Annotated in this window: 14 protein-coding genes and 1 pseudogene; 6 read left to right on the forward strand and 9 right to left on the reverse strand. The window is 72.1% G+C overall.

Annotated elements, in window-relative coordinates:
* Positions 1-145 (reverse strand): transposase (locus HET64_RS27855; RefSeq protein ID WP_215109925.1); only part of this gene is annotated, 145 nt, incomplete at its 3' end.
* 310 nt (positions 146-455) lie between these two features.
* Here HET64_RS27855 and HET64_RS27860 point away from each other — a divergent pair.
* Entirely contained in the window at positions 456-4,379 is a 3,924-nt protein-coding gene (locus HET64_RS27860) for a hypothetical protein (RefSeq protein ID WP_215109914.1), read from the forward strand.
* On the opposite strand, the gene HET64_RS27865 is transcribed toward HET64_RS27860, so the two are convergent.
* Positions 4,369-4,914: a hypothetical protein gene (locus HET64_RS27865; protein ID WP_215109915.1), complete on the reverse strand. Its 546-nt coding sequence runs from the start codon at positions 4,912-4,914 to the stop codon at positions 4,369-4,371. The genes HET64_RS27860 and HET64_RS27865 overlap by 11 nt on opposite strands.
* A gap of 136 nt (positions 4,915-5,050) precedes the next feature.
* A complete protein-coding gene (locus HET64_RS27870) occupies positions 5,051-6,040 on the reverse strand; it encodes a helix-turn-helix domain-containing protein (RefSeq protein ID WP_215109916.1) in 990 nt (329 codons plus the stop codon).
* A 140-nt stretch (positions 6,041-6,180) separates the two neighbouring features.
* Here HET64_RS27870 and HET64_RS27875 point away from each other — a divergent pair, with 140 nt between their 5' ends.
* On the forward strand, positions 6,181-6,561 hold the full coding sequence (locus HET64_RS27875) for a hypothetical protein (protein ID WP_251145968.1): 381 nt from the start codon (positions 6,181-6,183) through the stop codon (positions 6,559-6,561).
* A gap of 91 nt (positions 6,562-6,652) precedes the next feature.
* Here HET64_RS27875 and HET64_RS27880 read toward each other — a convergent pair whose 3' ends face one another.
* Positions 6,653-6,889, reverse strand: coding sequence for a DUF397 domain-containing protein (locus tag HET64_RS27880; protein ID WP_215109917.1), 237 nt, complete (start codon positions 6,887-6,889; stop codon positions 6,653-6,655).
* Positions 6,886-7,722, reverse strand: coding sequence for a helix-turn-helix transcriptional regulator (locus HET64_RS27885; RefSeq protein WP_215109918.1), 837 nt, complete (start codon positions 7,720-7,722; stop codon positions 6,886-6,888). The genes HET64_RS27880 and HET64_RS27885 overlap by 4 nt, the downstream gene beginning before the upstream one ends.
* Before the next feature lie 156 nt (positions 7,723-7,878).
* Here HET64_RS27885 and HET64_RS27890 point away from each other — a divergent pair, with 156 nt between their 5' ends.
* Entirely contained in the window at positions 7,879-8,286 is a 408-nt protein-coding gene (locus HET64_RS27890; RefSeq protein ID WP_215109919.1) for a hypothetical protein, read from the forward strand.
* On the opposite strand, the gene HET64_RS27895 is transcribed toward HET64_RS27890, so the two are convergent.
* The gene (locus tag HET64_RS27895) at positions 8,275-8,892 is read right to left on the reverse strand and encodes a GNAT family N-acetyltransferase (RefSeq protein WP_215109920.1); all 618 of its coding nucleotides are present in this window, start codon (positions 8,890-8,892) and stop codon (positions 8,275-8,277) included. The two genes, HET64_RS27890 and HET64_RS27895, sit on opposite strands and share 12 nt — an antisense overlap.
* A 291-nt stretch (positions 8,893-9,183) precedes the next feature.
* Between HET64_RS27895 and HET64_RS27900 the strand changes: the two genes are divergently transcribed.
* Positions 9,184-9,504, forward strand: coding sequence for a multidrug efflux SMR transporter (locus HET64_RS27900; protein ID WP_103511183.1), 321 nt, complete (start codon positions 9,184-9,186; stop codon positions 9,502-9,504).
* Between the two features lie 98 nt (positions 9,505-9,602).
* Positions 9,603-10,016: a multidrug efflux SMR transporter gene (locus tag HET64_RS27905; protein WP_215109921.1), complete on the forward strand. Its 414-nt coding sequence runs from the start codon at positions 9,603-9,605 to the stop codon at positions 10,014-10,016.
* A 161-nt stretch (positions 10,017-10,177) separates the two neighbouring features.
* Here the strand turns inward: HET64_RS27905 and HET64_RS27910 are convergent, their stop codons facing one another.
* Both HET64_RS27910 and HET64_RS27915 read right to left on the reverse strand, forming a co-directional pair.
* Entirely contained in the window at positions 10,178-10,624 is a 447-nt protein-coding gene (locus tag HET64_RS27910; RefSeq protein WP_215109922.1) for a MarR family winged helix-turn-helix transcriptional regulator, read from the reverse strand.
* Between the two features lie 80 nt (positions 10,625-10,704).
* Positions 10,705-11,280, reverse strand: coding sequence for a TetR/AcrR family transcriptional regulator (locus HET64_RS27915; protein ID WP_215109923.1), 576 nt, complete (start codon positions 11,278-11,280; stop codon positions 10,705-10,707).
* A gap of 162 nt (positions 11,281-11,442) precedes the next feature.
* On the opposite strand from HET64_RS27915, the gene HET64_RS27920 reads away from it, so the two are divergent.
* Positions 11,443-12,717, forward strand: a complete 1,275-nt coding sequence (locus HET64_RS27920; RefSeq protein ID WP_215109924.1) for an MFS transporter — start codon at positions 11,443-11,445, stop codon at positions 12,715-12,717.
* Here HET64_RS27920 and HET64_RS27925 read toward each other — a convergent pair.
* A pseudogene (locus HET64_RS27925) lies at positions 12,699-13,238 on the reverse strand (serine/threonine protein kinase); the annotation flags it as partial. The gene HET64_RS27920 and the pseudogene HET64_RS27925 sit on opposite strands and share 19 nt — an antisense overlap.

Consider the following 13,238-nt stretch of genomic DNA (forward strand, 5'->3'; position numbering starts at 1 on the left):
GCCACGGGACACCTGTGCGGACGCGGAACAGGATCCCGTTGATTACCGTTCGGTGATCAATCCAACGTCCACCCCGGCGCCCGGTCTTCGGCAGATGTGGGGCAAGTTGCACCCACTCGTCGTTCGTAAGATCGCCCCGCCCCACGACCACCACGATGGCCCACGGGAGGCGATCACATGATCCGCCGGACAGAACCTAGGGCCTCGCGTCTGGATCATGCCGGGCTCGCGGGGCCCGGCACGCGCATCTGCCGCGTTGTCGTCGGTCGCCCATGCTCCGCAGTGACGCTCTCCTCCGCCTTGCAGCCGCACGCACCGGACCCCGCTCCCTGATCCGGCCTGATCCGGCCTGATCCAAACGGAAGACCCCAGGAGCCGTCGTCCAACTGCCGCCCGCCGCACACCCGGTGCTGTTCCGCCGGACGCGCCGGACACTCCCGCGTACCCTGTCGGGCATGGCTGCCGATCCGTCGTCGCGCGATGGCGTCGCCGCGTTCGTCGGGCGTGCCTGGCTCTCCGACGCCGTACGGCGGTGGACCGCGACCGGGTCCGGCCGTCTGTTCCTCACCGGAGGGCCCGGAACCGGCAAGTCCGCTGTCGTGCAGAACCTTTGGGGCGATGCGCCGGTCGCGGGCACAGCGGTGTACCGGTGCCGCGCGGCCAGCCGCAGCAGTTGCGATCCGGTGCGCTTCGCCGAGTCCCTCGCAGAGCAGTTCAGCGTGACGGTTCCGGGGTTCGCCGACGCCCTGGCCAGGGTGGCGCAGGAGCGTTCGGGGAGTGCCGGTGAGCTGCGCATCATCCAAGGCACCGCCAGCGCGGGGACGGTCCATCCGGACGCGAGCGTGATCGGGGTGCGGGTCACCTTCTCCCACACCACCGCCGACGAGGCCTTCGAGCAACTGGTGTGCCGGCCGCTGGAACTCCTCGCCCCGGCGGAGCGGCCGGTGGCCGTCGTCGACGCGCTGGACGAAGCGCTCACCTACCGGGGCCGCCGGACGATCGCCGAGCTCGTCCTCGACGGCACGGACCGGATCCCGCTGCGCTTCGTGCTCACCTCGCGGCACGACGCCCGGGTCACCGCCGCCGTGCGGACCCTGCCCGACGCCGTCGTGCTGGACCTCGTGGACGACGCCCCGGACCCCACCGCCGACCTCCTGGCGTACGCCCGCGCGCGGTTACGGGGCACGGGGCTCGTGGGGCCGGAGCAGGAGGCGCCGGCCCGGGCGCTGGCCGTCGCAGGCGAGGGCAACTACCTCTACGTGCGCTACCTCACCGAGGAGCCGCCGGCCGGCATCGGGCAGGCCACCGGCCATGGGCCCGGGCCGGGCGGCACGTGGGCGCTCCCGCGCGGACTCCACGGCGTCTACCGCCAGTTCATGGGCCGGGAGGTCCGTCCGGTCGGCAGCGCGGAGGCCGAGGAACGGTGGCGTACCGTCTTCCGCCCGATCCTCGCGCTGCTGGTCGCCGCCCGGGAGGACGGGTTCACCGCCGCCCGGCTGGCCGATCTGCTCGACCGCACGGAGCAGCAGGTGGTTGACGCCGTCGGCGTCCTCGGGCAGTTCCTGCGGGGCGGCGGACCGCGCGGTCCGTGGACGCTCTTCCACCGGTCGTTCGCGGAGTTCCTGATCGAGGGGGACGATCCCTTCATCGACGCGGGCGAGGGCCATCGGCGCATCGCCGACCACGCGTTCGCCGTGTGGGCGGACGACTGGGGCGGCTGCGACGACCCGTACCTGCTGCGGCACCTCCCCGACCACCTGATGACCGCCGTCGAGGCCTCGGCGGGCAGCCGGGCCCGGAGCCGGGCGTCCCGGGACCGCCTCCACGCCCTGGCGAGCTCACCGGCCTACCTCGCCGCGCAGCGTGCGGACGCACCCGGCAGGGACCCGCACCTGGACACCCTCCGCCTCGCGCTGGAGTCCTCCCTGGCCGCCCACGCCCACCCCCGGGCAGCCGGTCTGGCCCTCGATCTGGTGCGGGCCCGCCGGGAGGCCGACGCCCTGACCCCGGTGCGGGCCGCCCTGCGATGGGGGACGGCGGCAGGGATCGCGAAGGCCCGCACCTACCCGCAGGACACCGCCCTGCTGTGGCTGTTGATGATCGTGGCCGCTCTGGGTGCCCGCTCGGCCGGCGATGCCGCGGCCGCCCTGCACGAGGTCGCTCACGGTGGATTCGGTGAGACCGACGACGACTGGTCCCCGGCCGTCGCCGTGCTGCTGGCCCCGTTGGCGGCCCGGTTCGGCAAGGAGGAGTTCGCCCCCGTCCTGGACGTCGGCGACGACGAGTTCCTGGGCCACCTCGCGGCGTTCCTCCTGGAGGAGGCCGGACCCGAGGCGGCGACGGAACCGGCCCTGCGGATCCGCGAAGACATCGCCCGCGCCCGCGCGCTCACCGGGATCCTCACCCACGCGGCGCTGGCGGCGTTCACGGCGTCCGGGGAGCGGGACCCGGATCTGCTCGACCGGCTGGGGCGCTCGATGGCGGCCGGCCACCTCCCGGCGTGGGACGACCGGAGTGCCTGGTCATCGTTGCTGTTCAGGTCGGACGTCGCCGACTCCGTACTGCTGGTGCACGCCGCTCGGGGTGAACTGGAGGCGCACCTGCCCCGGCTCGTCGAGCGGAGGGGCCCGGGCGGGGGAGCACTGTCCGACAGCGCGGTCCTGCTGGCCCGGATCGTCCAGGCGGCGCGCCTCGGGCCGGACGGTGTCGCCACGGCGCGCGCGGCGGGAGAAGCGGCCCTGGTGCGGCAGGACCCCGGAGACATCCGGGCCCTGCTGCACCACACCACCTTCATGGCCCACATCGGCGATCGGGCGGCCCCCGCACTGCTCAACACCCTCGTGAGGGTCTCGCACACCGGGGACGACTACCTGTACGCCGGGCATGTCGACGCCTTCCACGGCCTGTGCGACGTCGGGATACGGCTGGCCGTCGTACGTGCCCTGGCCTCGGCCGGGCAGACCGACCGGGCGCGACAGGAGGCCGACCGGCTGCGTGAGGACCACCCTTCCGAACACGTCCGGGCCCTGGCCTGGACGGCCCGCGCCGAGACCCGGCCCGACCGCCGGGAGGCGCTGACCGTCGCCGCCCGCGAGGCCGCCGGCCGGATCCCGTACGACCTGTGGGCCCAGGCCGCCCTGGTCCTCGCCGACCCGGACCGTGAACGTCTGGCGGACGCGGTGGCCCGTACGGTGGTCCGCGGCGGGCGCGGGACCGAAGCGCTCGGGCCGGCCAGGGCGGCGCTGGCCTGGGCGGCGCACGTACGCGGCGACCGGGAGCGCGCCGAGGCCCTCGGCGCCGAGGCCGCCGCCTGGTTCACGGCACTGCCCCAGGAGCGGCGCCGACAGCGGGACGCCGACCGGCTCGTGAAGAACCTGCTGCGGGCCCGACTGCCCGCCGAGGCCGCCACGGTGGCCCGAACACCGACGTCACGCCACGAGCCCGCCGTCCTGATGTACCTGGGCGACGTACGGCATGTGCTGGCGGCGCACGGCGAGTTCGCGGAGCTGGCGCTGCTGCCGAGCCCCCTCGCGACGGCGCCCGCTCCGGGCGGGCCGCCGCGCGGGGCCTCTCCCTACGATCAGGAACTGGCGGCGCGCGTCCTGCGGGCCGGCGGCGACCACCGGGCGTTCGAGGAGGCCCGCGCGGCGCTGCGCTCCACCGTCGACGGGATCCTCGGTCGGCTCGCGGGCCTGCCGGAGGACGTATGGCTCCACGGCAGAGATGAGGAGGGGGCGGTCTGGTGCCTGCTCCAGGCCACCGCATTCGGCTGGCCCGAGGCGGTCCGGGCAGCGTCACGAGAACGGGGGAAGGCCCTCTCCCGAGCTCTGTTCAGAGGCGACTCCACCTTCTTCCTCACGAGCCACCTCCCGCGCGAGGCGGAGGAGCGCGACGACTTCGACGTCACGCTGCGCCGCAGGGTCCAGACCTCGGCGGGCCTGGCCGAGGCATGCCACGGGGCCGGGGACGACGGGCAGGCCGCGTCCGAGCTGGCCGCCGCCTCGCGCAGCGCCCGGGAGATCGAAGGCCTCGGACAGCGGACCGGAGCGTTCACCGATCTGGCCGGGACGGCGGCGCGCCTGGGCCGGTACGAGGACCTGCGGGTGCTGTGGTCCGAGGCAGCCCGGACGCACGGCGCCTCCCTCGGCGACGTGGCCGAGACCCTCGTGGTGACCGTGCTGCGCGGCGGCCCGGACGCCGTGGACGCGCGCCGGGTCCTGGAGGAGATCCTGGGCTCGCCGCGGCTGGCCGACCTCGACCACGTGGACCTGATCGCGGCGTTCGCGGTCCTCGTCCCGGGGGCCGAGGTGGAGGCGCGGTTGCTCGCCGCGCCCGCCGCTCCCGGCGATGATTCGTATCCGGCCGGGTTCACTCAGTGAGGTCGACGCCGATCGCCCGGCCACCCTCCTCGACGGTGTCGGCACGCACGGTGCCCGTGATGTCCCCGGTGGAGGCGGGCAGGCCGCGGACCCCCGCCACGTAACCGCGGACCTCCTGCACCTCCACCCCACCGCGGACCCGGACCGTGTCCGGCCGCGGCTCCCCGAGGAACACGATGGACGCCCCGTAGACCGCCTCAAGGGTGCGGCGCAGCCCGTCCACGAGCGCGAGGACCTCGGAGTCCCGCGGGTCGACGAGGTCCACGCCCTGCCCGTACTCGCCCAGGTCGCGGCGGAGGCCACGCAGCTCGGGTTCGAGCCGGGCGACCGTGTCCAGGTCGGCGACGAGTTGCCTGGATTCCCCGGGCTCCCCGGATTCGCCCGAGGAGGCCTCGAACAGCTCCGGGGGCAGCTCCGTGGTGGCCGCGCGCCGCTCGCGGTAGTTCCGCAGGACCTCGCCCGCCTGGTCGTACAGGAACCTGACCCCCTCGTTCAGTGCCACGGCCGTGATGCCTGCCAGTGTGATCGGATCCACGGTGTCGTCGTCCCCTCGCCCAGAGTCGCCCGTATCGAGCTGGTCGTATCGAGCTGCCGTATCGAGCTGCCGTATCGAACCGCACCATTCTCAGGTGGCCGGGCAACCTGGCACCAGCCGTGCCCACGACGGGCCCTCACTCACCGCACCACGATCCGCGCCTCCGCCCCTGCGCCACCTCACGCCCGAGCGGGGTCAGGGCGTGCACCACTTCGCAGCCCCTGCGCGTACTGGTGATGAGCCGCGCCTTGCGCAGCACCGACGCGTGCTTGCTCGCGCTCGCGATCGACACACCGATCCGCACGGCCAGTTCGCCCGTCGAGCACGCGCAGATCAGAGCGCACAGGGCCATGGCCCGGGTGCGGCCCAGTAGTTCGGGCAGCGCGTCGAAGGTGTCCGCACCGTCGGAGCGACGGCTCGCCGGGTAGACCAGAACGGGTGGGAGGCCGGGGTCGATGAGGGTGATGGGGCGCCGCGTACAGAAGAAGGACGGGATCAGCGAGATGCCGCGACCCCGCAGGTGGAGGTCGCCGTTGCGCGGATAGTCGGCGACCAGAGTGGGCGGCTCCCAGCGGATGCAGGGCGACAGTGTGCTCAGCAGCCGTTCGGCGCCCCCTTCCAGCACGTCCCGGCTGTGGTGCGCGCGACCGCTGTGCACCACGTCGTCGATCAAGTGCCTTTGGGGGAAGAGGAGTTCGCGGAAGTAGACGGTGAGGGCGGCGTCGAGCTCCTGCCGGGCGGCGCGGTCGCCTTCAGCGAGCCGCCGGAGCCGGTCGGGCGGCGTCCGCTGCGTGCAGCATGCGGCAAGCTCGGCGCGCACGCGATCCGTCGGCGTGGCCAGAATCAGGTCACGGGCCGCCTCTATCCCGCCCTTGTGGGGTGGGGTCAGAAAGTCGGGGAATTGTCCCCGGGCCGGTACGAGCGTGGTGAGCAGCCGGATCGGCTCTCTCAGGTCGGTCCTGGCCAGCCGCCCGCGGACATGCTCCAGCCATGGCGCGTGGTCGGCGGCGGGCTGCCGGGCCTGGAGTACGTGCAGGCTGTTGACCAGCTCCCACATGGGGTCAGGGCGGGGAGCCACCGTGATGCGGGTCAGGTCGTCTGCTGTGAAATGGATACGGAGTTCCATGGATCCCCCGAATGAACGCATCCGTTTTCCGTGCGATGAAAACCCTTGGACCCGTCTTCACGGGCCTCCTCATCATCGAGGGAGAAGCTCCTCAACGAGCTTTGAACGACCCAAGACCGACCAGATGGGGGAAAATGCGCATGCGTCAGATTCGGAGCACCATCACGAGGACGGCCATGGCCGCCACGGCGCTCGCCATCGGCGCCGTACTCACGTTGGGCGGAACCGCCACCGCGGTGGAGGCGGCGGCCACGATCCACGGCTGCCCGTCCGGGGCGGTCTGTCTCTACCCGGACGCCAGCTGGAACGGCGACCGGCCGAGCCACGCGTTCTACAGCTACGGGACCCACAGGATCTACGACCAGATCGGCGTGAAGCGCTGGTTCAACAACCAGACCGGCGGCGCCAAGGCCTACCGGTGCACGGGCTCCAACGGCACCGGCTGCGGGGGCAACCAGGCGGCCGGCACGTACTACGACCACGACTTCACGCCGATCAACTCCGTGAAGCTCGCCGCGTGACGGAGTCGCGCCTTCCGTGAGTGGTCTGCCTCCTGGCGTGGTGGTTGATGCAGGCCAGGAGGCAGACCACCAGGGCTGTTATGGAGGGTTGTCAGCCCGTCCAGCCGAGGAACGCGGACCAGGCGTCCGGTGCGACCGCGAAGGCGGGCCCGTCGGGCACCTTGGAGTCACGGACATGGACGGCGTGGGGGCAGGTGGCGACCTCGATGCAGTCACCGCCGCTGGAGCTGCTGTAGGAGGACTTGTGCCAGGCGAAGGCGACCTCGATGCAGTTGCCGCCGCTGTCGCTGCTGTAGCTCGACGTGAACCATCGGAGGGTGCTGCTCATTCCGCTACTCCTGCCAACCGCTTGATGAGGTCCAGCGATTCACGAGGACCCAGGGCCTGTGACCGGATCTTCGCATAGCGCTGGGCGTAGGTGCTCACCTTTGCCGGGTCGCTGATCAGCATGCTCTCGTCCTGCACCTCCAGATAGACGAGATGCTCGTGCGCCGGAGTCTCCACCATGTTCATCTCGCCGCGAGCTCCTGCGTACTCCCCGTACTTACCGGCGTCCAGGGGTAGCACGAGAAGCGTGACGTTACGGCGGCGCGCGCACTCCACGAGATGGAGGAGCTGCTCGCGCATGATCTCCTCGTCGCCGATGACCCGGCGCAGGACGGACTCGTCGATGATGATCTCGATCATCGGGACCGGCTCCCGGTCGAAGAGGGCCTTGCGCTCCATCCTCAGCTGGACCAGCTCTTCCACGCGCTGGTCGGAGAGCGGCGGGCATCCGCCGCCGATGAGCGCGCGTGCGTACGCCTCCGTCTGGAACAGCCCGTGGATGACGTTCGTCGCGAACAGCTGAAGGCTCAGCGCCGCCTGCTCCAGCAGCGCGTAGTCCTGGAACTGGAGCGGATACCTCTCCATCCGCATGTACCGCCGTGCGCTCTCGAACACGGCGGTCCCGTTGCCGAGCACCCGTTCCAGCTCGACCAGCATCGCGTCGCTCGCGGGCTGCGCGCACGTCTCCATGGCGCTCACGGCCGCTGCCGAGTAGCCGAGCTCCTGACCGAGCTGTTCCTGTGTCCACCCGCGCTGGATACGCATCGTCCGGGCCACATCCGCCACCATGAGGGCCATCGGGCTCGCGGTCTGCTTGTTCTCAGCACTCGCCATTACGCGATCTCTTTTCGACTCAACCGAACTCAACCGGTCATTACGCGAAGTCGTTGAATTCCACCCCACTTCAGAGAAGTTCGAGCAGGTCAACGGCTGTGCGACGCACCTCGGCAGGTAGTGAGAACGCTAGGTGATCGGGGTCACAATCGTCCTGTGAACGCACTTAATGGTGGGCTGAGGGCCGAGTGGATTCCGGACTCCGGATTTCATCTCCGCAAGGCGGGCGTGCAATTCGACGCCGTCCGCGTGGACGGCGACGACGGGCGGCGGCTGGCCGACCTGATGGAGGAGTTGGTCGGCGGCGAACCGGGTCCCGTCGTCACCGAGTCGAACGGGCGGCGCGGGGTGTACTTCCTCGTGCCGGCGGGCTCGACTGCCGGCCGGCCGTGGCCGCGTGTGGTGACGACGTTCAACGCGGCCACGGGCCGCATCAGTTACGTTCCCGTACCGGCGCTCGGGGGTGATACCTGGCCGTTGATGTGGCGGTACCCGCCAACCCGTCCGGGGCGGTTCGTGCACACGCTCATTCTTTTCAACGCGGCTTATGCGTTACTGAGTTGAGCGGCCCAGATACGTCACGGGCCCCGCGTCCGGAACGGCGATCCCGTGGAAGCCGACGCGGTCATAGAAGGCGCGGGCCCGGGTGTTGGCGGTGAGCACGCCCAGGTGGACCGCCTTGACGCCCTGTTCGTCCAGGGCGGCGAGGAAGGCTTCCATGAGCCGTCGCCCGTGCCCCGCCCGCTGGTGGGTCGGGAGCAGGTCGATGTGCAGGTGGGCCGGATAGTCGGCCAGCTCCGGCACGATCATGCGCTCGGGGTCGTGCATCAGGGCGGTCATCCGCTCGGTGGGGGAGGCGGGTTCGCGTACGGGGGCCGGGTGGCGCTCGGCGAGGCCGGGGAGCCATTCGGCGCGGTAGCGGTCGACGAAGGACGCGGTGTCCGCCGTACCGAGGATGTAGCCGACCGCGCGCCCGCCGTCCTCGACCACGAACGCCAGCTCCGGCTCCAGGGCGGCGTAGGGCGCGGCGAAGATGTTCGGCAGCAGGCCCGGGTCCGGGTAGAGGTGGCGGGCGTCCCCGCCCTCGTGCCCCGTGCGTACGCAGATGTCGAAGAGGGCCTCGCGGTCCTCGGGGCGGTACGGGCGCAGCACGGGCGACGGAGAGGTCATGCGCGGGATCTTGCAGGTGCGGGAGCGCTCCCGCAAGGGGTTTCCCGCCTCTTCCCGCCTCTGCCGGCCGGTTCCGGCCGGCTCTCCCTGTCCGTCGCCCCGGCGGCGCGGAGGGTCGACGCCGGACAACTTCCCTTCGTCGGCACGTGCTTGACAGTGATTACTTGCACATGCAAGATTAACGCCCAGGGCCGGGCCGGTTCGGCGCAGTCCCATGGCAAATATTTCCTTGCATGTGCAGGCAATTATGCAGGCACGGGCAGTTCGACTCACCGCACGGAAGGACCTCCCATGCACTGGCTCCACCTTGCCGTCGCCGTAGTCTTCGAGATCTTGGTCGCCATCGCCGCCGGAAAGGCGGAGGGCTTCAAGAACCGCAAGTGGACCGGCATCACCCTGGCCAGCGGCGCCGCCGCGACCTTCTTCCTCAGCAAGGCGCTGCTGACCTTCGACGTCGGCGTCGGCTACGCCCTGTGGACGTCCGTGGCGGGCGTCGGCATCACCGTCCTCGGCGCGCTGTTCTTCGGCCAGCGGCTGAACGCGCACAAGGCGATCGGCATTCTCCTCGTCATCGGTGGCGTCGTCGGTCTGCAACTGAGCGGATCCGCCTGATCCCCGAGCCGCACACGCCCCCGCATCGCGCACCTCGCACGCATCACGCACCCCTCCCGGGCAACGCCCGACGCCACCCCTGAGAGGACCCACCTCCCATGTCGAACCCCGCCAAGAACTCCACCAACGCCTGGCTCTCGCTCCTCCTCGCCGGAGTCTTCGAGATCGGGTACGCGCTCGCCGTCGGCGGCAGCGAAGGCTTCACCGTCCTGACCTGGTCCCTGGTCGCTGTGGTGTTCTTCCTGCTGACGCTCTATGCGCTGAGCCTCGCCCTCCGCACGATCGACGTGAGCATCGGCTATGCCGTCTGGGCGGGGATCGGCGCGGTCGGTGCGGCTGTTCTGGGCCCGCTCTTCTTCGACGAGACCCTCACCCCGGCCAAGGGCATCTGGCTGGCCGTCATCATCGTCGGGGTCATCTGGCTCAAGCTGGCCGACCGGACGAAGCCCGAGACGGCGGCCGCACCCAGTTCCGGGCCGATCGCCGACCGGACCGGCGCACTTCAGGTCTGACACTTCTCCGCCCGGTACGCCGCAGGCGCCCGCCCATCCCCTCGTGACGGGGTGGGCGGGCGCCTGCGGCGTACCGGGCGGAGTCGTTCGGCGTACGGGGGCGGTGCCGGCCGGGCGGTCGTTCCCGATGGTGGCGGGTCCCGCCGTCCGGCGCGGTCGTGTCAGGCGGCGGCGCCGCGCAGCGCCTGCACCGCGCGGGCGAGCTGGTCGTCGGCGCCAGCGGTGTTGAGGGCCGAACTGAGGATCTCGGCGTACGTGGCGCGGGCGTCCTGGTAGTGCTTGCGGCCCTCGTCGGTGATGACGGCGTAGACGCCGCGCTTGTCGTCGGCGCAGTGGTCCTTGTAGGCGTAGCCCGCGCTTTCCAGCCGCCCCACCAGGCGGGTCACGGAGCTCTGGCTCAGGCCGACGCGGTCCGCGAGCTCCTGCATGCGGTACTCGCCACTCTCGGCCCGGGTGAGGGCCTCCAGGGCGCGGTACTCGGAGAGGCCGACGCCGAAGCGGCGCTGAAGGGTGTGCGCGAGCTGGCGCTCCACGAAGGTGTGCAGGCCGAGGACGGCCTCCCACATGGTTTGGTCGGAGGCGGCGCGCGGCTGCTGGTGGATCGTCACGGACGGCTCCCCTTCTTGACTGCGATAAGCAACAAGATACATGCCCATGCAAATACTGGGCGGGAACGGCCGGGACGGCCTCAGTCGCGTTCCGTCCCCTGGGGCCCCGCGGGGTCCGGCGCCGTGATCCGCGCGATCGCCTCGACCGTCAGGGCGCGCTCGTGGGGCTCGGTCTCCAGGGCTCGGTGGATCGACAGGCCCTCGATGAGCGCGTCGAGCTGACGGGCGGTGGCCGGGTCGAAGTGCCATTCCAGGGCGCGGCGGCTGCGGCCCATCCAGGTGCGGGTGAGCTCGCGGTAGGCGGGCCGGCGCGCGGCGAGGGTGTAGAGCTCGTGGGTGAGGATCAGCTCGCGCTGATTGCCGCCGGAGAGGTGGTGGACGAGATCGGCGACGGCCCGGCGCGCCTCGTCGGGGGTGCTCGCGGCGCCGAGGCGTTCCTCGAAGACGGCGACGATCGTGCCGGAGAAGCGCGTGAACGCCTCGTGCAGCAGCTCGTCCATGCCGGAGAAGTGGTACGTCATCGAGCCGAGCGGAACGCCCGCGCGGGCGGCGACCTTACGGTGCGAGACACCCGCGACGCCCTCGTCGACGATGAGGTCCAGCACGGCGTCGATGATGCGGTCCCGGCGTTCGGGGTCGGTGCGCCCTGTCGCCACGCGGCCTCCTCGGTGGGCTCGGGTCCTCCTCGCAGCATAGAGCGCGGGGGAGCGGCGGCCGTGCGGCCGACGGGTCGCCGAAGGGAACGTACGAGCGTACGCTCCGGGCGTACGCTCGTACGCCGGAAACGCTCCCCACCTGTCTGCCGAGGCCCGACCCCCATGAAGAACCCGCCGGTCATGGACGCCACCACCCGCCGCTGGCGCGCGGCGCTCTTCCTCTTCATGCTCGCCACCGGGGTGAGCATGGCGTCCTGGGTGGCCCGCACCCCGGCCGTCCGGGACGCCCTGGACGTGACGACCGGATCGATGGGCCTCGTGCTGTTCGGGCTCTCCATCGGGTCGATGGCCGGGGTGCTGGTCTCCGGCGGGCTGGTGCGCAGGCGCGGCGGGCGGCCGGTGATCGCCGTCGGGGCGGGGCTCCTCGTGGCCGGGCTGCTGGTGATCGCCGGGGGCGCGGCACTGGAGGCGTCGGCCGGGGTGTTCTGCGGACTCGCGCTGTTCGGCGCCGGGATGGGCCTGGCGGAGGTGGCGTTCAACATCGAGGGCGCGGCCGTCGAACGGACCCTGGGCCGCCCGGTCCTGCCGGTGCTGCACGGCTGCTTCAGCCTGGGGACCGTGGTCGGCGCGCTGGTCGGGATGGGGCTGACGGCGGTCCGGTTCCCGGTCGGCTGGCACCTGGCGGCGATAGCCGTCGCCGTCGCGGCGGCCGGGGTGTGGACCGTACGGGCGGTGCCGGCGGGCACGGGGCAGGAGGGGGCGGCGGCCGGTGACGGGGAGAACGGTGACGGGGCGCGGACCGGAGGCGTGCGCGCGCAGGTGGCGGTCTGGCGGGACCGTCGGCTGGTGCTGATCGGTCTCATCGTGCTGGCCATGGCCTTCGCGGAGGGCTCCGCCAACGACTGGCTGCCGCTGCTGATGGTGGACGGCCACGGGACGAGTGCGACGGCCGGTTCGCTGACGTTCATGCTGTTCGCCGTCGCGATGACGACGGGCCGGTTCACCGGCGGGCCCCTGCTGGTGCGCTACGGCCCGGCGGCCGTGGTCCGGGCCAGCGCCCTGGTGGCGGCGGCCGGCGTGGCCCTGGTGGTCTTCTCCGACAACGCGCTGCTCGCCGGGGCGGCCGTGGTGCTGTGGGGCCTCGGCGCCTCGCTCGGTTTCCCGGTCACGATCTCGGCGGCGGGCGAGGGAGTGCGGAACGCTTCGGCCCGGGTCGCGGCGGTGTCGACGGCGGGCTACGCGGCGTTCCTGGTCGGCCCGCCCTCGCTGGGCTTCCTGGCCGACCACGTGGGGCTGCGGAACGCGATGGTGGTGGTGCTCGTGCTGCTGGGCGGCGCGGCGCTGATCACCCGGGCGCTGCGGACGCCGTCCTCCGGGGCGGGCGTGGAGCAGTCCGGTGCAACGGTTCCCGGAGCCTCTCAGTCCGACCTGGTGTAGATCAGGCTCTCGCCCGTCCCGGCCGTGGACCGGCGCAGGTCCCCGTCCGGGAGCAGGGTCAGCTCGGTGGGCTTCCCGGGCGTGCAGGAGGAGGCCGGACGCCCGGAGGACACCGTGGAGGGCCCGATACGGACCGTGCCGTCCCCGGCGGGCCGGTCGGAGAGGGGGGCGGTGAACTCGCAGTGGTACGTGGATCCGGAGGCGAGGGGCCCCTCGGCGGTGAGGACGAGGACCTGGTCGCCCACTTTCCCCTGCCGGATGGTCAACGTCCTTGCGGAAGCGCCCTGTTCGCCTGGTATGGAGCCGGTCCACGTTCCCAGGAAGCCCTTCGGGACGGCTCCCTCGCCGCCCTGCTGCCCGTCGCCGCCGGTTTCGGCGGAGCCCGACGGGCCGGGGGAGGTGGTCGGCCCCGGGGCGGTGCCGTTCATGAACGCGTACACCGATCCGCCCGCCCCGATCGCCACGACCACGGCGACGGCGACCAGCGCGGCGGTGGCCCCGGCGGAGCGGCGCTCCCGGGT

It is taken from the genome of Streptomyces sp. McG3 (assembly GCF_018619185.1).
Taxonomy (GTDB): domain Bacteria; phylum Actinomycetota; class Actinomycetes; order Streptomycetales; family Streptomycetaceae; genus Streptomyces.

Coding starts and splice junctions, on each gene's coding strand:
- HET64_RS27905 (WP_215109921.1), top strand. CDS start 9,603: ATGTCGAACCCCGCCAAGAACTCCACCAACGCCTGGCTCTCGCTCCTC.
- HET64_RS27895 (WP_215109920.1), bottom strand. CDS start 8,892: ATGACCTCTCCGTCGCCCGTGCTGCGCCCGTACCGCCCCGAGGACCGC.
- HET64_RS27900 (WP_103511183.1), top strand. CDS start 9,184: ATGCACTGGCTCCACCTTGCCGTCGCCGTAGTCTTCGAGATCTTGGTC.
- HET64_RS27875 (WP_251145968.1), top strand. CDS start 6,181: ATGCGTCAGATTCGGAGCACCATCACGAGGACGGCCATGGCCGCCACG.
- HET64_RS27860 (WP_215109914.1), top strand. CDS start 456: ATGGCTGCCGATCCGTCGTCGCGCGATGGCGTCGCCGCGTTCGTCGGG.
- HET64_RS27870 (WP_215109916.1), bottom strand. CDS start 6,040: ATGGAACTCCGTATCCATTTCACAGCAGACGACCTGACCCGCATCACG.
- HET64_RS27885 (WP_215109918.1), bottom strand. CDS start 7,722: ATGGCGAGTGCTGAGAACAAGCAGACCGCGAGCCCGATGGCCCTCATG.
- HET64_RS27920 (WP_215109924.1), top strand. CDS start 11,443: ATGAAGAACCCGCCGGTCATGGACGCCACCACCCGCCGCTGGCGCGCG.
- HET64_RS27880 (WP_215109917.1), bottom strand. CDS start 6,889: ATGAGCAGCACCCTCCGATGGTTCACGTCGAGCTACAGCAGCGACAGC.